Source organism: Amycolatopsis tolypomycina, assembly GCF_900105945.1.
In the GTDB taxonomy this organism is placed as follows: domain Bacteria; phylum Actinomycetota; class Actinomycetes; order Mycobacteriales; family Pseudonocardiaceae; genus Amycolatopsis; species Amycolatopsis tolypomycina.
Window position 1 is genome coordinate 76,720 of sequence record NZ_FNSO01000003.1, and the last position, 24,574, is coordinate 101,293.

Annotated in this window: 29 protein-coding genes; 17 read left to right on the forward strand and 12 right to left on the reverse strand. The window is 70.2% G+C overall.

Annotated elements, in window-relative coordinates; genetic code table 11:
• Positions 1 to 35 precede the first annotated feature (35 nt).
• Positions 36 to 446, reverse strand: coding sequence for a DUF3151 domain-containing protein (locus tag BLW76_RS05885; protein WP_091304838.1), 411 nt, complete (start codon positions 444 to 446; stop codon positions 36 to 38).
• A 231-nt stretch (positions 447 to 677) separates the two neighbouring features.
• Here BLW76_RS05885 and BLW76_RS05890 point away from each other — a divergent pair, with 231 nt between their 5' ends.
• Genes BLW76_RS05890 through BLW76_RS05900 form a run of 3 tightly spaced genes read left to right on the forward strand, consistent with a single transcriptional unit; the run spans position 678 to position 2,549 of the window.
• Positions 678 to 1,877: a hypothetical protein gene (locus BLW76_RS05890; RefSeq protein WP_208613225.1), complete on the forward strand. Its 1,200-nt coding sequence runs from the start codon at positions 678 to 680 to the stop codon at positions 1,875 to 1,877.
• Positions 1,874 to 2,152 (forward strand): type II toxin-antitoxin system Phd/YefM family antitoxin, encoded by a 279-nt coding sequence (locus tag BLW76_RS05895; RefSeq protein WP_091304840.1) that lies wholly within the window; start codon positions 1,874 to 1,876, stop codon positions 2,150 to 2,152. Before BLW76_RS05890 ends, BLW76_RS05895 begins: the two co-directional genes overlap by 4 nt.
• Complete coding sequence (locus tag BLW76_RS05900) at positions 2,145 to 2,549, forward strand: type II toxin-antitoxin system VapC family toxin (protein WP_091304841.1); 405 nt, start codon at positions 2,145 to 2,147, stop codon at positions 2,547 to 2,549. Before BLW76_RS05895 ends, BLW76_RS05900 begins: the two co-directional genes overlap by 8 nt.
• 53 nt (positions 2,550 to 2,602) lie before the next feature.
• Here BLW76_RS05900 and fbaA read toward each other — a convergent pair whose 3' ends face one another.
• Together fbaA and BLW76_RS05910 are read right to left on the reverse strand one after the other, a co-directional pair.
• Positions 2,603 to 3,634, reverse strand: coding sequence for a class II fructose-bisphosphate aldolase (gene fbaA, locus BLW76_RS05905; RefSeq protein WP_091304842.1), 1,032 nt, complete (start codon positions 3,632 to 3,634; stop codon positions 2,603 to 2,605).
• A gap of 153 nt (positions 3,635 to 3,787) precedes the next feature.
• Positions 3,788 to 4,609, reverse strand: coding sequence for an LLM class F420-dependent oxidoreductase (locus tag BLW76_RS05910; RefSeq protein WP_091304843.1), 822 nt, complete (start codon positions 4,607 to 4,609; stop codon positions 3,788 to 3,790).
• 62 nt (positions 4,610 to 4,671) lie between these two features.
• Here BLW76_RS05910 and BLW76_RS05915 point away from each other — a divergent pair, with 62 nt between their 5' ends.
• The 6 genes from BLW76_RS05915 (at position 4,672) to BLW76_RS05940 (ending at position 10,447) form a co-directional block, all read left to right on the forward strand.
• A complete protein-coding gene (locus BLW76_RS05915; RefSeq protein WP_091304844.1) occupies positions 4,672 to 5,574 on the forward strand; it encodes an aldo/keto reductase in 903 nt (300 codons plus the stop codon).
• 55 nt (positions 5,575 to 5,629) lie between these two features.
• Complete coding sequence (locus tag BLW76_RS05920; protein WP_091304845.1) at positions 5,630 to 6,541, forward strand: SDR family oxidoreductase; 912 nt, start codon at positions 5,630 to 5,632, stop codon at positions 6,539 to 6,541.
• Positions 6,542 to 6,543: 2 nt separating this feature from the next.
• Positions 6,544 to 7,017, forward strand: coding sequence for a pyridoxamine 5'-phosphate oxidase family protein (locus BLW76_RS05925; RefSeq protein ID WP_091304846.1), 474 nt, complete (start codon positions 6,544 to 6,546; stop codon positions 7,015 to 7,017).
• 81 nt (positions 7,018 to 7,098) lie between these two features.
• A complete protein-coding gene (locus BLW76_RS05930; RefSeq protein WP_091304847.1) occupies positions 7,099 to 8,571 on the forward strand; it encodes a flavin-containing monooxygenase in 1,473 nt (490 codons plus the stop codon).
• A complete protein-coding gene (locus BLW76_RS05935) occupies positions 8,568 to 9,425 on the forward strand; it encodes a metal-dependent hydrolase (RefSeq protein ID WP_091304848.1) in 858 nt (285 codons plus the stop codon). The genes BLW76_RS05930 and BLW76_RS05935 overlap by 4 nt, the downstream gene beginning before the upstream one ends.
• An 86-nt stretch (positions 9,426 to 9,511) precedes the next feature.
• Positions 9,512 to 10,447: a PDR/VanB family oxidoreductase gene (locus BLW76_RS05940; RefSeq protein WP_167384555.1), complete on the forward strand. Its 936-nt coding sequence runs from the start codon at positions 9,512 to 9,514 to the stop codon at positions 10,445 to 10,447.
• On the opposite strand, the gene BLW76_RS05950 is transcribed toward BLW76_RS05940, so the two are convergent.
• Positions 10,442 to 10,726: a YciI family protein gene (locus tag BLW76_RS05950; protein ID WP_091304849.1), complete on the reverse strand. Its 285-nt coding sequence runs from the start codon at positions 10,724 to 10,726 to the stop codon at positions 10,442 to 10,444. The two genes, BLW76_RS05940 and BLW76_RS05950, sit on opposite strands and share 6 nt — an antisense overlap.
• Positions 10,727 to 10,928: 202 nt before the next feature.
• On the opposite strand from BLW76_RS05950, the gene BLW76_RS05955 reads away from it, so the two are divergent.
• The 4 genes from BLW76_RS05955 (at position 10,929) to BLW76_RS05970 (ending at position 13,860) form a co-directional block, all read left to right on the forward strand.
• Positions 10,929 to 11,501, forward strand: coding sequence for an RNA polymerase sigma factor (locus tag BLW76_RS05955; RefSeq protein ID WP_167384556.1), 573 nt, complete (start codon positions 10,929 to 10,931; stop codon positions 11,499 to 11,501).
• Between the two features lie 91 nt (positions 11,502 to 11,592).
• Positions 11,593 to 12,744 (forward strand): N-acetylglucosamine-6-phosphate deacetylase, encoded by a 1,152-nt coding sequence (nagA, locus tag BLW76_RS05960; RefSeq protein ID WP_091304851.1) that lies wholly within the window; start codon positions 11,593 to 11,595, stop codon positions 12,742 to 12,744.
• A gap of 24 nt (positions 12,745 to 12,768) precedes the next feature.
• On the forward strand, positions 12,769 to 13,113 hold the full coding sequence (locus BLW76_RS05965; RefSeq protein WP_091304852.1) for a hypothetical protein: 345 nt from the start codon (positions 12,769 to 12,771) through the stop codon (positions 13,111 to 13,113).
• Positions 13,114 to 13,158: 45 nt separating this feature from the next.
• Positions 13,159 to 13,860, forward strand: coding sequence for a DedA family protein (locus tag BLW76_RS05970; RefSeq protein WP_091304853.1), 702 nt, complete (start codon positions 13,159 to 13,161; stop codon positions 13,858 to 13,860).
• A gap of 292 nt (positions 13,861 to 14,152) precedes the next feature.
• Here BLW76_RS05970 and BLW76_RS05975 read toward each other — a convergent pair whose 3' ends face one another.
• The 4 genes from BLW76_RS05975 to BLW76_RS05990 all read right to left on the reverse strand — a co-directional run bounded on the left by BLW76_RS05975 (position 14,153) and on the right by BLW76_RS05990 (position 16,760).
• A complete protein-coding gene (locus BLW76_RS05975) occupies positions 14,153 to 14,563 on the reverse strand; it encodes a type II toxin-antitoxin system VapC family toxin (protein WP_091304854.1) in 411 nt (136 codons plus the stop codon).
• Complete coding sequence (locus BLW76_RS05980; protein ID WP_244170066.1) at positions 14,563 to 14,835, reverse strand: type II toxin-antitoxin system Phd/YefM family antitoxin; 273 nt, start codon at positions 14,833 to 14,835, stop codon at positions 14,563 to 14,565. The genes BLW76_RS05975 and BLW76_RS05980 overlap by 1 nt, the downstream gene beginning before the upstream one ends.
• Positions 14,836 to 14,875: 40 nt before the next feature.
• A complete protein-coding gene (locus BLW76_RS05985; protein ID WP_167384485.1) occupies positions 14,876 to 16,267 on the reverse strand; it encodes an FAD-binding oxidoreductase in 1,392 nt (463 codons plus the stop codon).
• Between the two features lie 73 nt (positions 16,268 to 16,340).
• Entirely contained in the window at positions 16,341 to 16,760 is a 420-nt protein-coding gene (locus BLW76_RS05990; protein ID WP_091304857.1) for a PPOX class F420-dependent oxidoreductase, read from the reverse strand.
• A gap of 188 nt (positions 16,761 to 16,948) precedes the next feature.
• On the opposite strand from BLW76_RS05990, the gene BLW76_RS05995 reads away from it, so the two are divergent.
• From BLW76_RS05995 to BLW76_RS06010, 4 genes are all read left to right on the forward strand, one after another.
• Complete coding sequence (locus tag BLW76_RS05995; protein WP_091304858.1) at positions 16,949 to 17,473, forward strand: MarR family winged helix-turn-helix transcriptional regulator; 525 nt, start codon at positions 16,949 to 16,951, stop codon at positions 17,471 to 17,473.
• A complete protein-coding gene (locus tag BLW76_RS06000; protein WP_091304859.1) occupies positions 17,470 to 20,037 on the forward strand; it encodes an MFS transporter in 2,568 nt (855 codons plus the stop codon). The genes BLW76_RS05995 and BLW76_RS06000 overlap by 4 nt, the downstream gene beginning before the upstream one ends.
• On the forward strand, positions 20,034 to 20,855 hold the full coding sequence (locus tag BLW76_RS06005) for a YceI family protein (RefSeq protein ID WP_091304860.1): 822 nt from the start codon (positions 20,034 to 20,036) through the stop codon (positions 20,853 to 20,855). The genes BLW76_RS06000 and BLW76_RS06005 overlap by 4 nt, the downstream gene beginning before the upstream one ends.
• A 122-nt stretch (positions 20,856 to 20,977) precedes the next feature.
• A complete protein-coding gene (locus BLW76_RS06010) occupies positions 20,978 to 21,646 on the forward strand; it encodes a DedA family protein (protein ID WP_091304861.1) in 669 nt (222 codons plus the stop codon).
• On the opposite strand, the gene BLW76_RS06015 is transcribed toward BLW76_RS06010, so the two are convergent.
• The 4 genes from BLW76_RS06015 to BLW76_RS06030 all read right to left on the reverse strand — a co-directional run bounded on the left by BLW76_RS06015 (position 21,647) and on the right by BLW76_RS06030 (position 24,573).
• Positions 21,647 to 22,060 carry a VOC family protein gene (locus BLW76_RS06015; protein WP_091304862.1) on the reverse strand — a complete coding sequence of 138 codons (414 nt, stop codon included), beginning with the start codon at positions 22,058 to 22,060 and terminating at the stop codon, positions 21,647 to 21,649. It lies immediately after the preceding gene.
• 316 nt (positions 22,061 to 22,376) lie between these two features.
• The gene (locus BLW76_RS06020) at positions 22,377 to 23,117 is read right to left on the reverse strand and encodes an SDR family oxidoreductase (RefSeq protein ID WP_091304863.1); all 741 of its coding nucleotides are present in this window, start codon (positions 23,115 to 23,117) and stop codon (positions 22,377 to 22,379) included.
• Complete coding sequence (locus BLW76_RS06025; RefSeq protein WP_091304864.1) at positions 23,114 to 23,749, reverse strand: nucleoside/nucleotide kinase family protein; 636 nt, start codon at positions 23,747 to 23,749, stop codon at positions 23,114 to 23,116. The genes BLW76_RS06020 and BLW76_RS06025 overlap by 4 nt, the downstream gene beginning before the upstream one ends.
• On the reverse strand, positions 23,746 to 24,573 hold the full coding sequence (locus BLW76_RS06030) for a PfkB family carbohydrate kinase (RefSeq protein ID WP_091305783.1): 828 nt from the start codon (positions 24,571 to 24,573) through the stop codon (positions 23,746 to 23,748). The genes BLW76_RS06025 and BLW76_RS06030 overlap by 4 nt, the downstream gene beginning before the upstream one ends.
• Position 24,574: the final 1 nt, after the last annotated feature.

Below are 24,574 nucleotides of genomic sequence, written 5' to 3' on the forward strand. Positions count from 1 at the left end.
GGTTCTGACCCGCCTTACCACTCACGAGCGGTGGGTCACTTCAGGCCGGTGGCTTCCGCGGCGGCGGGGTCGGAGTCGGCGAGGAAGGTCCGGCAGCGCTCGTGTTCCTCGGTCTCGCCGATCTTCCCGGCGGCCTTGCCGAGGACGGCGAGGGCGCGCAGGAACCCCTGGTTCGGGCGGTGCGACCACGGCACCGGGCCGAAGCCCTTCCAGCCCGCGCGGCGCAGCTGGTCGAGGCCCCGGTGGTAGCCGGTGCGGGCGTACGCGTACGCGGCGACCGTCTCGCCCGCGTCCAGGGCCTTCTCGGCCAGCGAAGCCCACGCCTCGCTGTAGTCGGGGTGTTCGGCGGCGACGGTGGCCGGGTCGGTCCCGGCGTCGAGCGCGGCCTGGGCGGCGGTGTGCTCGGGCAGCAGCGTCGGCTCGGGGCCGAGCAGGTTGTGCGTCATGCCACCTATTCTGCCTCTACAGGAAGAGGGTCCCGAGCACCCCGGCTCCGGCCAGCACCAGGGCGGCGACCAGCACGCCCGCGACAAGTCGTTTCGGCATCATGGCGCGACACCCTGCCAAGCGGGAGCCGCTGGAAGCAAGTCGTCCACCCCTAAGGGTGAATCCGGATTTTCGCGTCCTTTGCCACGGTCTTGGCCCACTCGTGACCATGACCGGCCATGATGTCCGGCATGGCCAAGGCAGTCGACGTCCCGGTGGACGTGATCCCGCGCAGCCCCGTCGGCAAGACGCGGCTGTTCTTCACGCGGCACTGGCACCGCGGCGCGCCCGGGCAGCCGACCCCGGACTGGGTGCTCCGGTTCTGCTACGGGATGTGGCTGGCGGCGTTCGCGTTCAAGCTGGTCGGCTCGTCGTGGGACATGTCGTGGCACTTCATGTGGCTGCGCGACGACCTGGCGCCGCCGCACCTGATCAACACCGTCGGCACGGTGATCATCGTGGTGCTGGTGGCGATCCACAGCTACACGGGCCTTGGCTGCGACAAGCGGTCGCTGCGCCTGATGCAGGTCGGCCTGCTGACGTTCCTGATCGCGGCGCCGCTGGACGTCATCAACCACCGCGTCAACGGCCTCGACCTGACCGCGTGGAGCCCGTCCCACATGATGCTGTACCTGGGCACGGGCATCATGCAGGCGGGCGTCCTGCTGGGCTGGCTGCGGTTCTCGCCGCCGGGCCGGTTCCGGACGGGCGTGCTGCTCGGGCTGTGGGCGTTCTTCCTGGAGAACACGTTCTTCCCGAACGGCCAGCAGGAGTACGGCATCCTCGGGCTGCGCGCGTGGGAGCGCGGCGAGCCGGAGGCGGAGCAGTCGCTGCTGGACTTCGCGGCCAACCAGATCGGCCACCCGGTCGACCGGACGGCGGTGCTGCACTTCACGATGCCGATCCCGTCGTGGGTGTACCCGCTGTGGGGCATCGGCGTGATGGCGTTGATCCTGGTCCTGGCCCGCCGGACGCTGGGTTTCCGCTGGGCGGCCACTTCGGTGGCTCTCGCGTACGTGGCTTACCGGTCGGTGATGTGGCCGCTGCTGCTGGGGCTGGGCTTCCCGGTGTCGACCGTGCCGTTCTACCTGCTCTTCGTGGGCCTCGCGGTGGACCTGGCGTTCGCGATGACGTCCGGCGTGCTCCGGGCGGCCGCGGGGGCGCTGCTGGTGACGGCGTTCGGGTACGGGGCGTTCTGGCTGCAGTCGCAGTTCCGGCCATGGGTGCTGGGTGACGCGCACACGGAGTCGGCACCCCCGGCGGCGTACTGGACGGCGTTGGTGGTGCTGGGCGGGGTGTTCGCACTGTGGGCGGCTGCGGGGCCCTTCACTCGAAGGTGGAGCGCTCGGCGAGGTCTCGCTGTAGCACGCGGTGCTACACCGGAGCCGTGAAGATCATCAGCCAGCGTGAACTGCGCAACGGCTCCGCCGCGGTCATGGATGCCGTCGAAGCCGGCGAAACCTTCCACGTCACGCGCAACGGTGTGGAGATCGCCGAGCTGCGACCGCTGGCCCAACGACGCCAGCTCACCACAGAGGAAATAATCGCCCGGCGCCGGCGGCTACCTCGGGTGGACGCAGCAGAGCTGCGCCGAGAGACGGACGAGTTCTTCGGCGAGGATCGCCTGACCGACGACGACAACCCCTGGGAACGGGCACGTGGCTGACCGGCATGAGCTGGGCGTGCTCGACACCTGCGTCTACCTCGACCTCGTCGACCTCGCTCCGGAGAACTTACCGGTCGTCCATCAGATCACGACAATCACGATGGCCGAACTCCACCAAGGTGTCGTGTTGGCGAAGGATCCAGTGAGCAAAGCCGCTCGTACGGAAGACCTCGCGGCGGCACTCGTGGACTACGTGCCGCTTCCGTTCGATGGCGATGCCGCCACGCGATTCAGCTCATTGGCTGCCCTCACTGTGGCGGCAAAGCGCGAACCGCGACCACGCAAGATGGACTTGATGATCGCCGCGATCGCGTCCGTGCACGGCCTGCCGCTGTACACCCGCAACGCGAAGGACTTCAGGGGCCTCGAGAACTTGCTGGAAGTCGTCGAGGTCTGAACACGACGAAGGGGCGGCACTTTCACGGGAAAGTGCCGCCCCTTCGCGCGTGACTACTTGAGCTTCGTGCCCGCCGAGCCGAGCGCCTGGCAGGCCTCGACCACGCGCTGGGCCATGCCGGCCTCCGCGGCCTTCAGGTACGAACGCGGGTCGTAGACCTTCTTGTTGCCGACCTCGCCGTCGATCTTCAGGACGCCGTCGTAGTTCTTGAAGAAGTGGTCGACGATCGGGCGGGTGAACGCGTACTGCGTGTCCGTGTCGACGTTCATCTTCACCACGCCGTACGACACCGCCTCGCGGATCTCCTCCGGGAGGGAGCCCGAGCCGCCGTGGAAGACCAGCTCGAACGGCTTCGAGCCCGCGTCCAGGCCGAGCTTCTTCGCCGCCGCCTCCTGGCCGCCCTTGAGCACGTCCGGGCGGAGCTTCACGTTGCCCGGCTTGTACACGCCGTGGACGTTGCCGAACGTCGCCGCCAGCAGGTAGCGGCCCTTCTCGCCCGCGCCGAGCGCGTCGATCGTCTTCAGGAAGTCGCCTTCGGCGGTGTACAGCTTCTCGTTGATCTCCGCCTCGACGCCGTCTTCCTCGCCGCCGACGACGCCGATCTCGACCTCGAGGATGATGTTCGCCGCCGCCGTCTTGGCCAGCAGCTCCTGGGCGATCTCGAGGTTCTCGTCGAGGTCGATCGCCGAGCCGTCCCACATGTGGGACTGGAACAGCGGGTTCTGGCCGTTCTTGACGCGCTCGGCCGAGATCTCGATCAGCGGGCGGACGAAGCCGTCCAGCTTGTCCTTCGGGCAGTGGTCGGTGTGCAGCGCGACGTTGACGTCATAGCGAGCCGCGACGACCTGGGCGAACTCCGCCAGCGCGGTCGCGCCGGTCACCATGTCCTTGACCTTCTGGCCGGACGCGAACTCCGCACCACCGGTGGAGAACTGGATGATGCCGTCGCTCTCCGCCTCGGCGAAGCCGCGGATGGCGGCGTTCACGGTCTCGGACGAGGTCACGTTGATGGCCGGGTAGGCGAACTCGTTCGCCTTGGCCCGGTCGAGCATCTCCGCGTAGACCTCGGGGGTGGCGATGGGCATCGTTACTCCTCCTTGGCACAGGGTGGTCCCGACCGCATCGTACGAGGTCCGCCGCCGCCGCACACCGGTCCCCGCGCAGAAACTTCTCCGCACGTGGAATCGGTTCAGAAGGAGGGTGTCCGGCCGCCGGGCGAACCGGCGGCCGGACGGACGTCACAGCAGCTCGGCCGCCAGCTCCCGGTACGCCGGCCACGGGTCTTCGTTCAGCACCTGGATGTTCACGTGGTCGGCACCCGCCTCGAAGTGCTCGCGCAGGCCGGCCGCGATCGTCGCCGCGTCACCCTGCAGGGCCAGTGCGTCGACCAGGCGGTCGCTGCCCTCGCCCTCGAGGTCCTCGTCCGTGAAGCCCAGTTTCCGCAGGTTGGCGACGTAGTTCGACAGCCCGAGGTAGAACTTGACGGTGTTGCGGCCGATCGCGCGGGTCTCGGCGGCGTCGGTCCCCAGGACCACCTTGTGCTCCGGCGCCAGCAGCTTGCCCGCGCCGAGGATCTCCCGGGCTTCCCGCGTGTGCTGCGGCGTCACCAGGTAGGGGTGCGCGCCCGCCGTGCGGTCGCCGGACAGCTTGACGACCTTGGGTCCGAGTGCCGCCAGCGCCCGGCCGGCCACGGGGACGCCCGCCGCGTCCAAGCCGTCGAGGTACTCGACGAGCGCCGTGTACGGCTTCTTGAACTCCTGCGTGTGCTCGCGGTGACCAGCGCCGACGCCGAGCAGGAAGCGGTCCGGGTACTTGCCCGCGATCCGCTCGTACGCCTTCGCGATCGAGGCCGGTTCGTCCTGCCAGATGTTCACGATGCCGGTCGCGACGACCAGGGACTCCGTTGCCCCCAGCAGGTCGTCGACGTATTCGAGGTCGCCGCCGGGCGAGCCGCCCAGCCAGATCGCCCCGTAGCCGAGCTTCTCCGCTTTCGCCGCGAACTCCGCGTCGACGCCTGAGGGGTGCCGCCAGATCCCGAGTTTGCCCAGTTCGATAGCCATGGAACACTCCAACGCGCGAGACACGGGTTTTCCTCCCGGGTTCGGCTACTAATCTCGAAAGCATGAGCAAGCTGGGCAACACCGACCTCGACGTGTACGGCCTCAACCTCGGCTGCAACGTCTTCGGCTGGACGGCCGACGAGCCGCGGTCCTTCGCCGTCCTCGACGCCTACACCGCGGCCGGCGGCAACTTCCTCGACACCGCCGACCTCTACGGCGGCGGCGGTGGCTCCGAGACGATCATCGGCAACTGGCTGGCCGCCCGCGGCCGGCGGGACGACGTCGTCGTCGCCACCAAGGTCGGCATGTGGGAGGGCAGGCCTGGCCTCTCGGCGAAGAACATCCAGGCCGCCGCGGAAGACTCACTGCGGCGCCTGCAGACCGACCACATCGATCTCTACTACGCCCACGTCGACGATCCGGACACCCCGCTCGAAGAGACACTCGAGGCGTTCGACGCGCTGGTCCGCGCGGGCAAGGTGCGCCACCTGGGCGCGTCCAACTACACCGCCGAACGGCTCGCCGCCGCACTGTCCATTTCGGACAGCAACGGCTTCGCGCGGTACGCCGTGCTGCAGCCGCACTACAACCTCGTCGAACGGGACTACGAGCAGGACCTCGCGCCGCTCGTCGAGCGCGAAGGCCTCGCGACGCTGCCGTACTTCTCCCTCGCGAAGGGCTTCCTCACCGGCAAATACCGCACGAAGGGCTCCGGAAGCGACAGCCCGCGCGCTGCCCGCGCCGAGTCCTATTTGGACAAGGGCGGCGCGCACGTCCTGGCCAAGCTCGACGCAGTGGCGGCCGCGCACGGCGTTTCGGTCGCCACGGTGGCGCTCGCGTGGCTGCGGCAGCAGCCGACGGTCGCCGCCCCGATCGCCAGCGCGCGCACGCCCGAGCAGCTCACCGACCTGATCGCGTCGGTCACCCTGACGCTGACCCCGGACGAATTGGCTACTCTCGGGTAGCTTACCGCGGGTAAGTTGAGGTACGGTGCCCTCAAGTGACGTCTAGGAGGGCACCGTGGCCAACCCGTTTTCGCTGCTGAGCGGCACCAAGAAGGTCGACGGCAAGGTCGTCCTGATCACCGGCGCGGCCCGCGGCATCGGCGCCGGGCTGGCCGAGCGGCTGGCCGCTCGCGGCGCCAAGGTCGCCCTCGTCGGCCTCGAAGCCGAGGAGCAGCGGAAGGTCGCCGACCGGATCGGGCCGAACGCGAAATCGTGGGAAGCCGACGTCACGAGCTGGGACGCGCTCGAAAGCGCGACGAAGGGCGTGGTCGAGCACTTCGGCGGCATCGACATCGTGATCGCCAACGCCGGCATCGCGACCGCGGGCTTCGTCCGCTCGGTCGACCGGGCCGCGTTCGAGAAGGTCATCGAGGTCGACCTGCTCGGCGTCTGGCGCACGTTCCGCGTCACGCTCCCGCACGTCATCGAGCGCAAGGGCTACCTGCTGGCGATCTCCAGCCTCGCCGCGATCACGCACGCGCCAGGCATGGCGAACTACGCCGCCGCGAAGGCCGGCGTGGAAGCCTTCTCGAACAGCCTCCGCGCCGAGGTCGCCCACCTGGGCGTCAAGGTCGGCGTCGCGCACCCGACGTGGATCCGCACCGACCTGGTCGAGAGCGCCGACGCGCACCCGGTGTTCGGCAAGCTCCGCGCGTCGATGCCCGGCCTGATCGGCAAGACGTACCCGCTGGACGTGGCCCTCGACGACCTCGAAGCCGGCATCCTCAAGCGCGCCCGGACGATCCACGTGCCGCGCTGGGTCGGCGGGCTCAAGCTCCTGCGCGCGTTCCTGCCGCCGGTCATCGAGATCGGCTCCCGCAGCCGGGTACCGTCGGCGGACAAGGCCGCGCTCGCCGACATCGAGGCGCGCGGCGCGTTCGAGTCGGCGGTCACCGGCCACGGCGGGCGAGCCGCCACCAAGGGGTGACCATGTCCCGTCGCGACCAGATCAGGATGACCGAGGCCGAGGTGCGCGCGTACCTCGCCGAGCAGAAGGTCATCAACGTCGCCAGCATCGGCCCGAACGGCCGCCCGCACCTCGCGCCGCTCTGGTACTTCCCGCACGAGGACGGCGTCGCGACCTGGACGTACGGCACGTCGCAGAAGGCGAAGAACTTCCGGCGGCGGCCGGAGGCGACCGTGCTGGTCGAGGACGGCGACAGCTACGAGAAGCTCCGCGGCGTCTCGTTCGAGGCCGACGTCCAGCTCGTCGAGGACGTCGACGAGGTGACCCGGATGGGGACCGCGCTGATGCAGCGGTACTCGGGCGCCAAGCCGGGCGACCCCGCACCCGACGAACTGAAGGCCTTCATCGCAGGTCAGGCGGCCAAACGCGTCGGACTGATCTTCAAGCCGACCAAGGTCGTCAGCTGGGACCACGGCAAGCTCGGCGGGACGTACTGATCGGTAGGGAGTACTTCCAAGTAACTGTTACCTGAGGTAACGTCATCTGGGCAGCCAACTCGACGCAGCGGAGGCCGACAGATGACCGAGCGGTTCAAGGTCGTGATCGTGGGCACCGGGTTCTCCGGGCTCGGCCAGGCGATCCAGCTCGAAAAGGCCGGCATCCGGGACTACGTGATCCTGGAGAAGGCCACCGAGGTGGGCGGCACCTGGCGAGACAACTCCTACCCCGGGTGCGCGTGCGACGTGCAGTCGCACATGTACTCGTTCTCGTACGAGCAGAACCCGGGCTGGTCGCGGTCGTTCTCGCCGCAGCCGGAGATCTTCGACTACCTCAAGGGTGTCGCGGACAAGTACCGGCTGCGCGAGAAGATCCGCTTCGGCGTCGAGCTGACCGGCGCCCACTGGGACGAGCGGGCGCGCCGCTGGACGGCGACGACCAAGGACGGCTGCGAGTTCGTCGCGCAGTTCCTCGTCTCCGGCGTCGGCGGCCTGCACATCCCGCAGGTCCCCGAGCTGCCCGGGATCGCGGAGTTCAAGGGCCAGACCTGGCACTCGGCGCAGTGGAACCACGAGTACGACCTGCGCGGCAAGAAGGTCGCTGTCGTCGGCACCGGCGCCAGTGCCGTCCAGTTCGTCCCGAAGATCGCCCCCGACGTCGCCGAGCTGACGCTGTTCCAGCGGACGCCGCCGTGGATCATGCCGAAGCCCGACCACGCGATGCCGTCGTGGGCACAGACGCTGTTCAAGCGCGTCCCCGGCACCCAGCGCCTGTACCGCAACGCGCTGTACTGGCTCCTGGAAGCGCGGGCCATCGGCTTCAACGGCCACCCGGCGATCATGAAGGCCGGCGAGCTGATCGCGAAGCGGAACATCGCCAAGGGCATCAAGGACCCCGCGCTGCGCAAGAAGGTCACGCCGGACTACACGATGGGCTGCAAGCGCGTCCTGATCTCCAACGACTACTACCCGGCGCTGGCCCGGCCGAACGTCGACGTCGTCACCGAGGGCGTCAAGGAGGTCAAGGCGCACTCGATCATCGACTCCGCGGGCGTCGAGCACGAGGTCGACGCGATCATCTACGGCACCGGCTTCAAGGTCACCGACGCGCTGGAGTACCTCGACATCACCGGCGTCGACGGCCGCGACCTCGCCAAGGAGTGGGCGACCGAGGGCATGCGGACCCACAAGGGCATCACCGTGTCCGGCTTCCCCAACCTGTTCTTCCTGCTCGGGCCGAACACCGCGCTCGGCCACAACTCCGTGGTGTTCATGATCGAGTCGCAGTCGCGGTACGTCGTCGACGCCGTCAAGCTCGCCGACTCCCGGGGCGCCGCCGCCCTCGACGTCCGGCCGGGCGTGCAGGACGAGTTCCAGCGCGAGATCCAGGACAAGCTGGTCAAGGGCGTCTGGACGCAGGGCGGCTGCAAGAGCTGGTACCTCGACGCCCAGGGCGTCAACCGGACGATCTGGCCGGGCTTCACCTGGCGCTACTGGCTCCAGACGCGCAAGGTCGACCCGGCCGACTACGAGCTGACCGGCCGGGCGTCATGACCGGCGAAGACGAGCAGCTCGTCCTCCACGCCCGGGACGTGCAGTTCGACTGGGCGGCGCTCCCGATGCACTGGATCCCCGGCGAACCGCAGGCCACGCACACCATCAACGTGCTGCACCTGGCCCTGCCCGAGGGCGAGCGCTGGTTCGTCGAGGTGTTCAAGCAGGCGGTGCCGCTGATCCGCGACGAGCGGCTCAAGGAGGACGTCCTCGGCTTCATCGGCCAGGAGGCCGTGCACGCCGAGGCGCACGACGGCGCGGCGGCACACCTCGAGGCGGCGGGCGTCCGCGTGCGCCCGTTCGTCGCGCAGATGGAGTGGCTGTTCCGGAAGCTCCTCGGCGACCGCGACCTGACCGGGAAGGCCGCCGAGGAATGGCTGGTCGAACGGCTCGGGATCATCGCGGCGATCGAGCACTACACGGCGTTCCTCGGCCAGTGGGTGCTCGACGCGCCCCTGGCGGAGGCGGGCGCCGACCCGGTGATGCTGGACCTGCTGCGCTGGCACGGCGCCGAGGAGGTCGAGCACCGGTCGGTGGCGTTCGACCTGTTCGTGCACCTCGACGGGCGGTACACCCGCCGGGTGCGCAGCATGGCGGCGGTGACGCCGGTGCTGGCCTGGGTCTTCGCCCGGGGCACGCGCTATCTGATGCGCCACGACCCGACGCACCCCGGCCGCGCGTCGCTGCGGGGCCACCGGCGGGCGGCGCGACGCGGGTTGCTGCCGACCGGACGTCAGCTGGTGCGGGAGATCCGGCCGTACTTCCGGCGGTCGTACCACCCGTCCGGGACCGGGAGCACCGAGCAGGCGGTGGCCTACCTGGCGAGCTCGCCCGCCGCCCGGGCGGCGGGGTGAGCGAGCCAAGAGCGGCACTTTCACGTGAAAGTGCCGCGTTGGGGCGGCCCACCCGGCTCGACGGCAGCGCGCGCACCGACCACCTGATGTCCACTTTGGTCGGTGTCGTGGGCGTTTACCGCCGGTTGTCGCAATTCAGCGGGAAGCGGCGACCGCCGGTGCGCACGGTGGACCGCAACCTTTCGCTGGTCGTCGAAACGATCCGGCCCGAAGCCGACGACGTCGTGAGCCTGCGGCTCGCGAACGGCACGGCGCTCCCGGGCTGGCGGCCGGGCGCGCACATCGACCTGGTGCTGCCGTCCGGCCTGGTCAGGCAGTACTCGCTCTGCGGCGACGCGGGCGACCGCTCGCACTACCGGATCGCCGTCCGGAAGATCGGTACCGCCTCGGCCGAGGTCCACGCGCTGGCGCCGGGCACGCGCGTCACCGTGCGCGGCCCGCGGACCGCGTTCCCGCTCGTCGGCCGCGGGCCGTTCCACTTCGTCGCCGGCGGCATCGGCATCACGCCGATCCTGCCGATGGTCCGGACCTGCGTGGCGGCGGGCGCGGACTGGCGGCTGGTCTACACCGGACGCAGCCGGGCGTCGATGCCGTTCCTCGGCGAACTGCCTGCCGACGACCGCGTCTGGATCCGCCCGGACACCGAGTACGGCGTCCCGGCCTCGGGTGCCGAGCTCCTCGACGGCCTGCCGGCCGGCGCGGCCGTGTACTGCTGCGGCCCGGTGCCGATGATCACCGGCGTCCGCGTCGACCTGGCGCTGACGCCGGCCGCGGTCCACTTCGAACGGTTCGCCCCGCCGCCGGTCGTCGACGGCGAGCCGTTCCGGCTGACTCTGCGCAGGTCGGGACAGGTGATCGAGGTGCCGGGCGACCGGACAGCGCTGGACGTCCTGCGGGCGGCCCGGCCGGCCACGCCGTACTCGTGCCGGCAGGGCTTCTGCGGGACCTGCGCGGTGCCGACGGCCGACGGCGGCTCGATGCGGATCTGCGTCGACCGCGGCACCACGGTGCTCGACCTATGACTCCGCGGGCAGCCAGGCGCCGATCACCGGCTTGAACTCCCGGACGGTCCGCTGCGCGACGACGCCTTCCAGGAAGTACGGGTCGCGGTCGATCGTCTCCTTCAGGTGGGCCTCGTCTTCGGCCTGGTAGAGCGTGATGCCGCCGGTGCCGTCGCCGAGCGGCCCGGCGACCGCGACGCGGCCCTCCTCGGCCAGGTTCGCGAGGAACTCGCGGTGACGCGGCCGGACGTCCGGCATCTTCTCCTGGACGTAGGTGATTTCGACGAGGAACCAGGCCATGTGGATCTCCGGGGGGCAGGCGCGGGCGGGTCGGTGCCGACGCTACCCGTGTCACGGTTCTGTACCAGCAGCCGATCTGTGGCACCGGCATCTGAACCCGATAGGCTGGGGACGCGTCAGTACCTGTGTGAGCGCTGTGAATACCGTGAACCTGCTGACGCGGCACACCGTGCAAGCCGGGGTCGAGAACAGGCAGGGGTTCATGCTCGAGGGCAATGCGGAACGCAGTGTCGAGGCGACCCTCGGCCACCTGCGGGTCATGGACGGTCCGGCCCCGGCGCAGACCGCCGCGCCGCTGACCCTCGAAGACCTCTACCGCCAGCACCGCATGCGGCTGGTCCGGCTGGCGATCCTGCTGGTGGACGAGCCCGCGACGGCGGAAGACGTGGTCCAGGAGGCCTTCACCGGCCTGCACCGCAACTGGAGCAGGCTCCGGGACGCCGCGGCCGCGGTCGGATACCTGCGCACCGCGGTCGTCAACGGGTCACGCAGCGTGCTGCGCCGCCGCAAGACGGCCCGGGAGTACGTGCCGCCGCACGCGGTGAACGCGCGGTCCGCGGAGAGCCTCGCGATGCTCTCCAGCGAGCACCAGGCCGTGGTCAGCGCGCTGTCCAAGCTGCCGCCCCGCCAGCGTGAAGTGCTGGTGCTGCGCTACTACGGCGGGCTGAGCGAGGCCGAGATCTCTGAGGCCGCAGGTATCTCGAAGGGTACCGTCAAATCGACCGCCAGCCGGGCGCTCGAGGCACTCCAGAAAGCCATGCAAGCCCCGCAGTGACCCGGGTGGACCATTCCAGTCACTGAGTCGTATCACCATGCTTGGTCCAGACCAATATATGCTGGGGTGCGTGAGAGGCGCCGGAGATTTCGTGATCATGGGCGGCCGGGTCGCCGCCCCGGACCGTGTACTCGACGACGGCTGGGTGGCCGTCTCCGACGGGCGGATCGCCGGCGTGGGTTCCGGGACCCCGCCGTCCGGCGAGCACGTGGACGTCGGCGGGGCGCTGGTCGTGCCCGGTTTCGTCGACACCCACTGCCACGGCGGGGGAGGTGCTTCGTTCACCTCCCTCGATCCCGAGGAACTCCTGACGGCGGTGCGGGCGCACCGCCGTCACGGCACCACGACCATGCTCGCCAGCCTGGTCTCGGACCCGGTGGACATCCTGCGTGAGCAGGTCGCGGCGCTGCGTGAGCTCGTCCAGGACGGCGAGGTCGCGGGCATCCACCTGGAGGGGCCGTTCATCTCGAAGGCCCGCTGCGGCGCGCACGACCCGGAGACACTGCTCGAACCGGACACCGGCACGGTCGAGAAGCTGCTGCGCGCGGGCCAGGGCGCGATCCGGATGGTCACCATCGCCCCCGAGCTGCACGGCGGGGTGAAGGCCGTCCGCCAGCTGGCCGAGTCCGGCGTCATCGCGGCCATCGGGCACACCGACGGCGTCGAGGAGCAGCTGCTGCCGGCGATCGACGCGGGCGCGACGGTGGCGACCCACCTGTTCAACGGCATGCGGCCGCTGCACCACCGCGAGCCCGGCCCGGTCGGCGCCCTGCTGGACGACGAGCGCATCACGATCGAGCTCATCTGCGACCTGGTCCACCTGCACCCGACCGTGGTCCGCCTGGCGGCGAAGCACGCGGGCCGCGACCGGACGGTGCTGATCACCGACGCGATGTCGGCGACGGACGCGGCCGACGGCCGCTACACCCTGGGCCGGCTGGAGGTCGACGTCCACGACGGCGTCGCCACGCTGGCGGACAACGGCTCGCTGGCCGGCAGCACCCTGACGATGGACACCGCCTTCCGCAATCTGGTCAGGGGTGCCAAACTCGGCATTCTCGACGCGGTGCACGCGACGTCGCGGCGGCCGGCCGAGCTGCTCGGCATCGCCGACCGCACCGGGCTGCTGTGCCCGGGCTACCAGGCCGACATCGTGGTCCTCGACCAGGACCTGCGGCCCGCGAAGGTGCTGCGCCGGGGAGAATGGGTCGCCGAGGTGGGTACGGCTACCTTGAGCACGTAAGTTTGGGCGAGCGGACGGGCGGAGATGAGCGAGCCGAAGGATCCCGAGCAGCTGCTGGCGGACGCCCTTCGTGCGCAAGCCGTCTTCGCGCCTTCCGCGTCTTCCACGGCCGCGCCTTCCGAGCCGGCCACGGACGCGGTCCCGACCAGCGATCTGCCGTCGGCGTACGGGCTGCTGTCCGGCGCCAGCGCGGACTCGCTGGAGCGTGAGCGCGCGGCCCTGGACGCGGAGGCACCGACGACGTTCGCCCCGCGCCCGCCGGAGCCGGTGCGGACGTCCGCGCAGCTCCCGGCGTACTGGATCTTGCTGCTGGCGGTGCTGCTGGGGCTCGCCGCGGGGTCCGTGGTCGGGCTGCTGACGCTGGTCTGACCGGGTCTCAGTCACGACTCAGGGTGACCCTGTACCGTTTTTGGGGTGATTCTCGCCCAGAGCACGGTCAACACGATGTCGCTGCTGCCGTCATGGCTGGACCCGCAGCACCTGCTGAGCGGCCTGACGACACCGGTCGTCGCGGTGCTGTGCCTGATCATCTTCGTCGAGAGCAGCATCTTCCCGGTCCTCCCGGGCGATTCGCTGCTGTTCACGGCGGGCCTGTTCATCGCGAACGGCACGCTGAACGCTCCGTTGTGGCTGGTCTGCGTCCTGGTGACGGCGGCGGCCCTGCTCGGCAACGTGGTCGGCTACTACATCGGCTACTTCGTCGGACCGAAGCTGTTCAACCGGCCCGACTCGAAGTTCTTCAAGCAGGAGTACGTCGACAAGACGCACGAATTCCTGGAGAAGCACGGCCCGAAGGCGGTGGTGCTGGCCCGGTTCGTGCCGTTCGTGCGCACGTTCATCACGTGGATCGCGGGCATCGGCCGCATGGACCCGAAGCGCTACTTCACGTACACGGTGCTCGGCGGGATCCTGTGGGCCGCGGGCATCACGGTGCTGGGCTCGCTGCTGGGCAACATCGGCTTCATCCGGGACAACGTCGACGCGATCTTCGTGCTGATCGTGCTGGTGTCGGTGGTGCCGATCGCGCTGGAGTACCTGAAGTCGCGGCGGGAGAAGAAGCTGCTCGCCGAGGCCGACCCGGAGGTCACGCAGCGGATTCCCCGCGTCCGGGACTGAGGTTTTACGAAGGGCCCTGCCGGTCGGCGGCAGGGCCCTTCGTCGTCCGCAACGGCCAACTCACACCAGAGCGGCCAACTCACCGGGAGTATGGGTGTGTTGGCCGTTCCGGTGGCGGCACGAGTTCGCCAACAGCGTCGTCGGAGGTCCCGAATGAGTCATTCGCGACCTTCGCAGGACCCGCGGCCGGGTTCGGTGCACGCGTGGCCGGCCGAAACTGTCGGACCCTCGCGGTAACGTGAAAACAGGGGTCCCCCGGGCGGGGACCCCTGCAGGCGCGGCTCGGGCTCGGCTACCCGGCGGATTCCGCGCCCGGACTCCGGACCGGCAAGCCGAACGCTTCGGCGACCGCCAGAAGCCGTTTGTCGTAGGTGACGAAGGACGTCAGCTGCCTGCCGAACACGGCGTGGGCAGTGGCCAGGTGAATGGCATCCAGCGAGCGCAGCTCGGGTGACGGGTAGCCGGCAGCGGTGCTGCGTACCAGGTCGTCGATCTCGTACTTGGCGACTCGCTCCAGCACCGCCGGGACGGCGGCCACCAGATCGGGATCGCTGCGGCGGAGAGCGCGGGGCAGTTCGACCTCCGCCAATGCCGACGTGACCAGCATCGTGTTCGGCCGTTCGTCCAGCCAGTCGACCAGCGCGACGCTTTCGGCTTCGTGCCGGACCAGCTTCACCAGGGCGGCCGTGTCCAGGTAGATCATCAGTACCGTTCGTCGTCGCGAAGCTGCCGGAGCAACTCCCCAGCCTCAAGATCTGTGCGCACGGGGCCCTGCGGGCGGGGCATCGGCCCGCCTACGCTGGCCGCGCGCAGCTTTCCCGAGGCGATCAAGGCCGAGACCGGGCTCGGCCGAGCCGGCACGATGCGAGCGATTACGGTGCCACGCTCGGTGATCTCGACGTCCTCGCCGGCCTTTACCCTGGCCAGGACCCCTGCCGTGTCCTGGTTCAGCTCGCGCACGGGAACCTGACTCATGCAGCCAGTGTAGTACGCCGATGTAGTACGACGGTCCCGCTCAGGTCATCGAGAACATCGACCCCGGGTTGAACAGGTTCTCCGGGTCCAGCGCCCGCTTGATCTCCTGGTGCACCCGCAACCCCACCGGCCCGATCTCCCGCGCCAGCCACTCCCGCTTGATCTTCCCGACGCCGTGCTCCCCCGTCACCGTCCCGCCGAGCGACAGCCCCACCTCGAGGATCTCGTCGAACGCCCGCTGGGCCCGCTCGAACTCGTCGGGGTCGTCCGGCTGGTACACGATCGTCGGGTGCATGTTGCCGTCGCCGGCGTGGCCGACCACCGCGATGCGCAGGCCCACCTCCGCGCTGATCTTCTCGCAGCCGCGGATCAGCTCCGCGATACGCGTGCGGGGCACGCACACGTCGTCGGTCAGCCAGAGGCCGTACGTCTCCAACGCCGTCAGCACCACCCGGCGCGCCTGCAGGAGCATCCGGCCTTCCTCGAGGTCCTCCGTCGTGTACGCCAGGTCCGCTCCGCAGTCGACGCAGATCTCCTCCAGTGCCGCCAGCTCGCGGCGGGCCACCTCGCCGCCCGCGTCCGACTGGCCCAGCAGCAGGGCCTGGCAGCTCGAGCCCGCGCCGAGGTCCGTCTTCAGGTACGCCTCGGACGCCTTGATCGACGACGCGTCCATGATCTCCAGCAGCGACGGCACCAGGCCTTCGCGCACCACCCTGGCCACGGCCTCCCCGGCCGCTTCCGTGGTCGAGAAGCCCGCGACCAGCGTCGCCGGGGCCTGAGGCAGGGGCTTGAGCTGGACCGTCGCCTGGGTGATCACGCCGAGGGTGCCCTCGCTGCCCACGAACAGCCGCGCGAGGTCGTAGCCGGCGACGCCCTTCACCGTGCGGCGGCCGGTCTTCAGCAGTGACCCGTCGGCCAGGACGACCTCCAGGCCGAGCACCGAGTCCGTCGTGACGCCGTACTTCACGCAGCAGAGGCCGCCCGCGTTGGTCGACAGGTTGCCGCCGATCGTGCACCAGTCGTAGCTCGACGGGTCCGGCGGGTAGAACAGCCCGTGCTTCTCCACCGCGTTGCGGAAGTCCAGGTTGACCACGCCCGGCTGGACGACCGCCAGCCGGTTGCCCGCGTCGATCTCGACGATCTCGTTCAGCTTGGTCAGCGACAACGTGACGCAGCCGTCGATGGCGTTCGCCGCACCGGACAGGCCGCTGCCCGCCCCGCGCGGCACGATCGGCACCTTGGCCTCGGCGCACGCCTTGACGACCGCCTGCACCTCCGCCGCGTTCGCGGGCAGCACGACGGCCAGCGGCGTGCCCGACGGCGCCAGCGGCATCATGTCGCGGGCGTAAGAAGCCGTGACGTCGATGTCGGTGAGCACGGCGCTCTTGCCGAGCAGGTCGCGGAGCCGGGTGACCAAAGCTTCGTTGCTCATGGCCTCATCGTAAGCCCGGACACTCCGCACTGTGGAAATTTTCTTTCGAAACCAGCCGTAACGGAGCAGTGCGTCAGCGGACCAGTCCCAGCAGCTTCTCGACGTGGACGGTCAGCAGCACCCGCTGGTCGGTGACCATGGCCTGGCGGTACTCGGCCCAGTCGGGGTGCTCGCCCGACGCGCGGCGGTAGTAGTCGACCAGCGCTTCCACCGTGTCGTCGTCCGGTGCCGCGGCCGGCGCCGTCAGCGACGCGCGTCCCTCGGCGACGACGTAGCTCCAGCCGTCCTCGCTGCCCACGTGGAACGTCACCCGCGGGTCGCGCCGCATGTTCTTCGTCTTCGCCCGGGTCTCGGTGATCGACGCGATGAGCGTTCCCGAGTCGTACAGGTAAGTGATCGTGGACAGCTGTGGCCGGCCGTCGCGGCGGATCGTGGCGAGGACGCCGTGGTGACGGGCGGCGAGGAAGTCCTTCAGCGCTGTGTCGTCGGTCATACCCTTCTCAACCCGCCACGGGCGCCGTTGTTCCGGCCGCAACCCCGGAGAAAATGTGCTTGCATACAACAACTAAAGTGTGTTCGACCACATCCCGCGGTACTCCGCTTGCATAACCGCTAGTGAAGGCACATCCTTGCCTGAGGCAACTAGTTGCAGCCGCCAACCAACGCCTTGAAGGATCACCGATGGCAACGAACACCACCCGACCGAAGGCCGAGCTGGACCTCGCCGACCAGCTCGGGCACGAGCTCGTGCGCCTGGTCCGCCTGATCAACAAGGCGAAGTCGCAGGTCGCCAAGCAGGGACCGGACGGCATCGAGCGGGCGGCGTACGCGATCCTCTTCACCCTCATCCACGAGGGACCGCAGCGCACCAGCAGGCTGGCCGAATCGCTCCACTCCGAGATCTCCACGATCAGCAGGCAGTCGAGCTCGCTCGTCCAGCACGGGCTGGTCGAGCGCCAGGCCGACCCGGAGGACGGGCGCGCCTGCCTGCTCGCGCCGACACCCGAGGGCATGCGGGTCTTCGAAGAGAACCGCAAGCAGCGCAACCAATGGCTGGCCGACGTGCTCGGGGACTGGAGCGACGGGGACATCCAGACCCTGAACCGCCTCTTCGGCCGGCTCAACACAGGTATCGAGAACCACTCTCCACAGCTGGCCGACGCCCACGCGTCCGCCGGTGCACCGGCCAAGGGGGCCAACGCATGAGCACCACCGTCGACCAACCAGTCGTGGCGAAGGAACCACCACGGCTGAGCCACCGCCAGATCGTCACGATCCTGAGCGGCCTGATGTGCGGCATGTTCCTCGCCGCGCTCGACCAGACGATCGTGGGTACCTCGATCGTCAAGATCGCCAACGACCTGCACGGCTTCGACCTGCAGGCCTGGGCGACCACGGCGTACCTGATCACCTCGACGATCGTCACGCCGATCTACGGCAAGCTCTCCGACATCTACGGGCGCAAGCCGTTCTACCTGGCCGCGATCACGATCTTCGTCGCCGGTTCGCTGGCCTCGACGTTCGCGCAGTCGATGTACGAGCTGGCCGCGTTCCGCGCGATCCAGGGCCTGGGAGCCGGTGGCCTGATGTCGCTGGCGATGACCATCCTCGGCGACATCGTGCCGCCGCGTGAGCGGGCCAAATACCAGGGTTACATCCTGGCCGTGTTCGGCCTGTCGACCGTGCTCGGCCCGGTGCTGGGCGGCTTCTTCGCGGGCATCGACACGCTGGGCGGCCTGCACGGCTGGCGCTGGGTCTTCCTGATCAACGTCCCGATCGGCGTGGTCGCGCTGTTCGTCGTCGCCCGCGTGCTGAACGTGCCGCACCAGCGCCACGAGCACAAGATCGACTGGTGGGGCGCGCTGACGATGGTCGTCGCGGTCGTGCCGTTCCTGATCGTCGCCGAGCAGGGCCAGAAGTGGGGCTGGGGCGACCAGAAGGCGATCCTCTGCTACGTCATCGGCGGCGTCGGCGTGATCGCGTTCATCGTCGTCGAGAAGTGGATGAAGGACGCCGCGCTGATCCCGCTGCGGCTGTTCAAGAACTCGACGTTCACCGTGGCGATCATCGGCGGTGTCATCGTCGGTGTCGCGATGTTCGGCGCGATCACGATGATCCCGCAGTTCCTGCAGGTCGTGCAGGGCAAGACGCCGACCGAGTCCGGGCTGCTGATGCTGCCGCTGATGGCGGGCATCATGCTCAGCTCGATCGTCTCCGGCCGGATCACCGGGAAGACCGGCCGCTACAAGATCTTCCCGATCGTCGGCACGCTGCTCATCGCCGGTGGCGCGTTCTTCTTCGCGCAGGTCAAGTACGACTCGGCGCTGTGGCACCCGCTGACCGCGGCCGCCATCATCGGCCTCGGCCTCGGCCAGTGCATGCAGACGCTGATCATCGCGGTGCAGAACGCGGGCCCGCGCAGCGACATGGGCGTCTCGACCGCGTCGGCGACGTTCTTCCGCCAGATCGGTGGTACCGCCGGTGTCGCGATCTTCCTGACGGTCCTGTTCAACACCCTGCTGCCCAACATCACGAAGGCGTTCGGCGGTCAGCTGCCCGCGGGCGCCGGCGCGAGCGTCGGGAACCTGTCCGAGAACACCAGCGTCATCCAGACCCTGCCCGAGGCGATCCGGACGCCGATCCTGGTCGGCTTCACCGACTCGATCACCACGGTGTTCTACATCGCGGGCGCGGTGGCCCTGCTGGCCACGCTGGTGCTGCTGTTCATGAAGGAGATCCCGCTGACCAACGCGGCCCCGGCCGCGGCGGCCATGGAGGGCGGCGAAGCGCTGCTGGACGACCACGCCGACGAGCCCACCGAGATCGTCGAGCCGGTGCGCCCGGTCGACCGCGAACCCGCTCTCGTGGGCGGTGGGAAGCACGCGCTGAGCACCAACGGGCACGGTGACTACCAGGCCGTCTCCGGCGCGCTGCCGATCACGAACTCCGTCGCGGACGCCGCGGTCGACACGCCCGTCGGCGCGAGCGGGGTGCCGGTGACCGGGCACGTCCGGCGCCAGGACGGCAGCCACGTGGCGGGCGCCGCGCTGACCCTGATCGACCAGCGCGGCCGCCAGGTCGCGCGGGCCACCGGCGCCGCCGACGGCAGCTACTCGGTGCCCAGCCAGGGCCCGGGCCAGTACGTCCTGATCGTGTCGGCGCACGGCCACCAGCCGCAGGCCTCCAGCGTCGTGATCAGCAACGGGCCGGCCACCGTCGACGTCACGCTCACCGGGTCCGGCGAACTGACCGGCACCGTGAAGGCGGCCTCGACCGGCGAGCCGCTGGCGAACGTCACCGTGACGCTCACCGACGGCCGCGGCGAGGTGAACGGCGCGTTCATCACGACCGCGGACGGCACCTACGCCTTCGTCGGGGTCGGCGCCGGGGCGTACACCCTGGTCGCCAGCGGCGCGGGCTACCGGCCCGTCGCGCTGACGCTCACCGTGCCCGACAGCGGCGTGCTGCGCCACGACGTCGAGCTGGCCAGCTCGGTGCTGCTCACCGGCACCGCGCGGACCGAGGGCGACCGGATCGTGCCGGACGCGCGGATCACCGTGCTCGACGCCGAAGGCAACGTGGCCGCGGTCGCCCGGACCGACGGCGAAGGCCGGTACGTGGTCAGCGACCTGCCCGCGGGCGCGTACACCGTGGTCGCGAGCGGCTACCCGCCGGCGACCAGCCAGGTGGAGCTGACCGGCGGCGAGGCGGGCCACGACGTCCGGCTGAGCTACGACCAGGCCCTCGACGAGCTGGTCGACCGGTCATGACCGGCCTGCGCGCGACCTTCCGCACGGCCGAGGGCTGGGCGGTGGAGCACGCGGTGCTCACCGTCACCGACCCGGCCGGGCGGCAGGTCGCCCGCCAGGCGGCGGACGTCCGCGGCGAGGTCGTCACCGACGCGCTCGCGCCGGGTGTGTACACGGCCGTCGTCACGGCGGCCGGGTACACCCCGCTCGCGCGGACCGCGCAGATCGCCTCGGACGGCAGCGGCTCGCTCGGCGACGTCGTGCTGGCCCCGGTCGCCGAGGCGATCGAGCTGCCGCCCGCCGGGCCGTGGGTGATCGACCCGATGCACACGTCGGTGGTCGCGACCGCGCGGCACCTGGGCATCGCGAGCATCAAGGCGCGGTTCCCGGACGTCTCGGGCCGGATCGAGATCGGCCGCCCGGCCGAGCGGTCGTCGGTGCACGCCGAGATCAAGGCGGCGAGCATCGACACCGGCATCCGGATGCGCGACGACCACCTGCGCTCGCCGGACTTCCTCGACGTCGACGTGCACCCGGTGATCACGTTCAGCAGCACCGGGCTGCGGCAGCGCGGCGCGGACTCGTGGACGCTGCTGGGCGAGCTGACGCTGCACGGCGAGCGCCGCGAGGTCGAGCTCGAGCTGACCTACGGCGGCTGGGGCCCGGACCCGTGGGGCGGCGTGCGCGTCGCGTTCCACGCGGAGACGACGCTGCACCGGAACGACTTCGCGATCAACTACAGCGCGATGGTCCGCGCCGGCGTCGCGGCGGTCGGCACGACGGTGAAGATCGAGCTGGACGTCGAAGCGGTGCAGGGCGAGACGCTGCCGCAATTCTGACGTCCCGTCCGTTCGGGAAGGCCCTCTCACCGCTGGTGAGGGGGCCTTCACCGTTGGTGAGACGGGTGCTCGATTTGACCGTTAGCCGCGGCGAGTTCACCCGGGCCACGTAGGCTCGCGGTGTGAACGTCGTGAGCATCGAGGCCGCGGGCGTCGGCGTGAGCTGGCTGGACACGGCCGGACCGCTGCTCGTCTGGGTGATCGTGCTGAGCTTCGTGCTGGTCGAGTGCGCGCTCATCGTCGGGCTGTTCCTGCCCGGCGATTCGCTCCTGTTCGGGGCGGGCGTGGTGCTGGCGCAGCACGGTTCGGACGCCAACGCGTGGTTCCTTTCGGGGGCCGCGCTGATCGTCGCGATCCTCGGCAACCAGATCGGCTACTACATCGGCCGCACGAGCGGCACGAAGCTGATCGCCCGCCGCGACGGCAAGGTGCTGAACCGCCACAACCTCGAGCGCGCGCAGCGGTTCCTGGACCGCAAGGGTTTCTTCGCGATCGTGGCGGCCCGCTGGATCCCGTGGATCAGGACGCTGGCCCCGCTGATCGCGGGCGCGGCCCGGATGGACCGCCGCCGGTTCCTGGTGGCGACGGCGTTCGGCGGGCTGCTGTGGGTCCCGACGCTGGTGCTGCTGGGGTACTACGGTGCCGGTCTGCTGGACTCCCTGCCGTGGCTGAAGACGGCGGCACTGTGGATCAGCATCGCGTTCTTCGTGTTCGGCACCGGCTACGGGGTGCTGCGGTACCGGCAGGAGATGCGCCGCCCGGTCGACGAGACGGACGACGCGCGCGCCTGATCAAAGCTCTGGATCGGCCCAGATCTCCAGCTGGATGCCGTCCGGATCGCGGAACACGACCACTCGCGAGCCTTCGAAGGTCCGCGACGGGGCCGCGTCCTGGTAGTGGACGCCGAACTCCTGCAGCCGGCTCTCCCACTCCGCCAGCTCGGCCGCCGAGTGCACCCGGAAGGCCACGTGGTCCAGGCCGGTCCGGCGTTCGTCGAAGCCGCGCCGCCCGGTGTCCGCGTGCTGCACCAGCACCACCGAGAACTCGTCGCCGGCGGAGCGCAGCACGACCTTGCGCAGGCCCGTGTCCGGCTCTTCGCGCCGGGTGACCTCCTCGAGGTCGAGGACACGCACGTACCACGGCACGCTGCGGTCCACGTCGGTCACGGTGAGCGCGAGGTGGTGCACGGACATGAGTTTGGCCATGGCTTCCGAAGCCGTCCTTTCTCGTGGCGGCTCCCCAGAGTTGCACAGCGTCCGACCGCCGAAACCGAGGTGACCAATTCCCCCGGCCAATCGTGATCTCGCCGTCTCCGGCCGTCCCAGCAGGCGGACGAAACCTACCGCTGGTCACCCCGGTCTTACGGATGGTGACCGGCGGTGAGGAACTGCTGCCATCGCCGTCCGGTAGCCGTCCGGCCACGGGACCGGGCCGTGGCCGGGCAGGCCCTAGCGAAGTGCCCGGACATCCCGCTCACCGACACCTGCGTCTCCGACCAGGTGCCTGCCCAGTTCACAAGGATCAGCGGCCGCCGCCGACGTCGAGGATCGCGCCCGTCGTGAACGACGATGCCGCCGACAGCAGGAACAACACCGCTTCCGCGATCTCCGCCGGCCGGCCCGCCCGGCCCAGCGGGATCTGCGGCGCGTACTTCGCCATCCGGTCCGGCAGGCCCGCGGCCGCGTGCAGCCCGGTGTGGATCATGCCCGGCCGGACCGCGTTGACCCGGATTCCGTCCGCCGCCACCTCCTGGGCCAGCCCGAAGGTCAGCGTGTCCACGGCCGCCTTCGAGGCCGCGTAGTGGACCCACTCCCCGGCCGAGCCCGTGCGGGCGGCCGTCGAGGAGATGTTGACGATCGCGCCGCCCTCGCCGCCGTGGCGGGTCGACATCCGGCGGACCGCCTCCCGGCAGCACAGGAACACCCCGGTGACGTTCACGTCGAGGGTGCGCCGGACGACGTCGACCTCGTAGTCCTCGAGCCGGCCCGGGGTGTTGCCGACGATCGCCGCGTTGTTGACCAGGCCGGTCACCGGGCCCAGCTCGGCCGCGGCGTCGAACAGCGCGCGGACGTCGTCCTCGCTGGAGACGTCCGCGCGGACGGCCAGCGCCTGCCGTCCCGAAGCCCGCACCTGCGAAGCGACAGCTTCGGCAGGTGAGGGATCGCCCGAGTAGTTCACGACGACGTCGTGGCCGCGCGCGGCGGCCAAGGTGCAGATCGCCGCGCCGATCCCCCGGCTGCCGCCGGTGACGATGAGCGTCAAATCGCGAAGTTCGCCAGCGGCAGGTTCTCCAGCACCAGGTCGGCGCGGTCGCGCGTCTGCGAGATGAGGTCGGCGTTGCGCTGGTCCGAGCCGAGCGCGCGCTGCTTCGCCTCGACCAGCGACCGGCCGTAGCGGCGGTGGCGCGACACGAGCCGCTCGATGCGCTCGGGCTCGTCCGGGGCGAGGAACCAGGCTTCGGTGAGCAGCGGCCGGATCGCGCTCCACGGGTCGTCCGGGAGCAGCAGGTAGTTGCCCTCGGTGATCACGAGCTGGACCTCCGGCGGCACCGCGACGGCGCTCGCGATGGGCTCCTCGATCTCGCGGCGGAACTCCGGCGCGTACACCGTCTCGCGGCCTTCGGCCAGGCGGCGGATCAGGTGGTAGTAGCCCGCGGCGTCGAACGTGTCCGGGGCGCCCTTGCGCTCGGTGCGGCCCAGCCGGCGCAGCTCGACCTGCGCGAGGTGGAAGCCGTCCATGCCGACCACGGCCGCGCGCGAGCCGAGCGCGTTGGCCAGCGCCCAGGCGAGCGTGGTCTTGCCGGACGCGGGCGCGCCCACGATCCCGAGCACGTTGCGCTGCCCGCGCACGGTCAGCCCCTCGGCCCTGGCCAGCAGGTCGTCGAACGCCGTCATGTCCTGTTCCTTCCTGCGATCGCGGTCGTCCACGACCGCGGTCCCACATGCCGCACCCGTTCGGCGGCCACCTCGTTGGCGAAGCGGATCCACTCCGTCACCGTCGGTTCGCACGTCACGGCCACGGCGAGCGCGCCGTGCCAGACGTCGCCCGCCCCTAGTGTGTCCCGAGCTTCCACGGCGGCAACAGGCACCTCACCCGAGCCGCCGTCCGCAGTGGACCAGCGCACCGGGTGCGGCCCCGCGGTGGTGATGACGGTGGGGACGCCGCGCTCGTGGAGACCGGGTCCCGGCGCGGTGAAGTGCGCGGAACACGCGGCCACGTCGACCAGTGGCAACAGGTCCTCGAGCACGGGTTTCCAGCTGCCGGCGTCGAGCACGACCGGCGCCTTCTTCTCTCGCGCCACCGCCAGGGCCAGCTCCGGATAGTGTCCGTCCAGCAAAATGACATCCGCTGCCAAAAGGGGCACTTTCACGTGAAAGTGCCGCCCTCCGGCGTTGCGGGAGACGACCGTGCGTTCGCCGTCGCGGGCGCGGACGGCCGCCGCGCTCACCGGCGGCGGTTCGAGCAGGTCGGGAGCCAGGTCGATCAGCCGGACGCCGTGGGTTTCGAGGTCGGTGCGGGCGAGCGCGGCCAGCGGGTGTGCGCCGAGGACGGTCAGCAGGGTCGCTTCGGCGCCGAGCGCGGCCGCCGTCACCGCGGCGTTCGTCGCGGGCCCACCCGCGGCGACGTCCACCTGCAGCGACTGCACCTTCTCGCCCGGCGCCGGCAGTTCCTCGACCCGCTGGACGACGTCCACCGTGCACAGACCCGCCAGCAGCACC

Coding starts and splice junctions, on each gene's coding strand:
- BLW76_RS05885 (WP_091304838.1), bottom strand. CDS start 446: ATGACGCACAACCTGCTCGGCCCCGAGCCGACGCTGCTGCCCGAGCAC.
- BLW76_RS05890 (WP_208613225.1), top strand. CDS start 678: ATGGCCAAGGCAGTCGACGTCCCGGTGGACGTGATCCCGCGCAGCCCC.
- fbaA (WP_091304842.1), bottom strand. CDS start 3,634: ATGCCCATCGCCACCCCCGAGGTCTACGCGGAGATGCTCGACCGGGCC.
- BLW76_RS05910 (WP_091304843.1), bottom strand. CDS start 4,609: ATGGCTATCGAACTGGGCAAACTCGGGATCTGGCGGCACCCCTCAGGC.
- BLW76_RS05915 (WP_091304844.1), top strand. CDS start 4,672: ATGAGCAAGCTGGGCAACACCGACCTCGACGTGTACGGCCTCAACCTC.
- BLW76_RS05925 (WP_091304846.1), top strand. CDS start 6,544: ATGTCCCGTCGCGACCAGATCAGGATGACCGAGGCCGAGGTGCGCGCG.
- BLW76_RS05930 (WP_091304847.1), top strand. CDS start 7,099: ATGACCGAGCGGTTCAAGGTCGTGATCGTGGGCACCGGGTTCTCCGGG.
- BLW76_RS05935 (WP_091304848.1), top strand. CDS start 8,568: ATGACCGGCGAAGACGAGCAGCTCGTCCTCCACGCCCGGGACGTGCAG.
- BLW76_RS05940 (WP_167384555.1), top strand. CDS start 9,512: ATGTCCACTTTGGTCGGTGTCGTGGGCGTTTACCGCCGGTTGTCGCAA.
- BLW76_RS05950 (WP_091304849.1), bottom strand. CDS start 10,726: ATGGCCTGGTTCCTCGTCGAAATCACCTACGTCCAGGAGAAGATGCCG.
- BLW76_RS05955 (WP_167384556.1), top strand. CDS start 10,929: ATGCTCGAGGGCAATGCGGAACGCAGTGTCGAGGCGACCCTCGGCCAC.
- BLW76_RS05965 (WP_091304852.1), top strand. CDS start 12,769: ATGAGCGAGCCGAAGGATCCCGAGCAGCTGCTGGCGGACGCCCTTCGT.
- BLW76_RS05975 (WP_091304854.1), bottom strand. CDS start 14,563: ATGATCTACCTGGACACGGCCGCCCTGGTGAAGCTGGTCCGGCACGAA.
- BLW76_RS05980 (WP_244170066.1), bottom strand. CDS start 14,835: ATGAGTCAGGTTCCCGTGCGCGAGCTGAACCAGGACACGGCAGGGGTC.
- BLW76_RS05985 (WP_167384485.1), bottom strand. CDS start 16,267: ATGAGCAACGAAGCTTTGGTCACCCGGCTCCGCGACCTGCTCGGCAAG.
- BLW76_RS05990 (WP_091304857.1), bottom strand. CDS start 16,760: ATGACCGACGACACAGCGCTGAAGGACTTCCTCGCCGCCCGTCACCAC.
- BLW76_RS05995 (WP_091304858.1), top strand. CDS start 16,949: ATGGCAACGAACACCACCCGACCGAAGGCCGAGCTGGACCTCGCCGAC.
- BLW76_RS06000 (WP_091304859.1), top strand. CDS start 17,470: ATGAGCACCACCGTCGACCAACCAGTCGTGGCGAAGGAACCACCACGG.
- BLW76_RS06005 (WP_091304860.1), top strand. CDS start 20,034: ATGACCGGCCTGCGCGCGACCTTCCGCACGGCCGAGGGCTGGGCGGTG.
- BLW76_RS06015 (WP_091304862.1), bottom strand. CDS start 22,060: ATGGCCAAACTCATGTCCGTGCACCACCTCGCGCTCACCGTGACCGAC.
- BLW76_RS06025 (WP_091304864.1), bottom strand. CDS start 23,749: ATGACGGCGTTCGACGACCTGCTGGCCAGGGCCGAGGGGCTGACCGTG.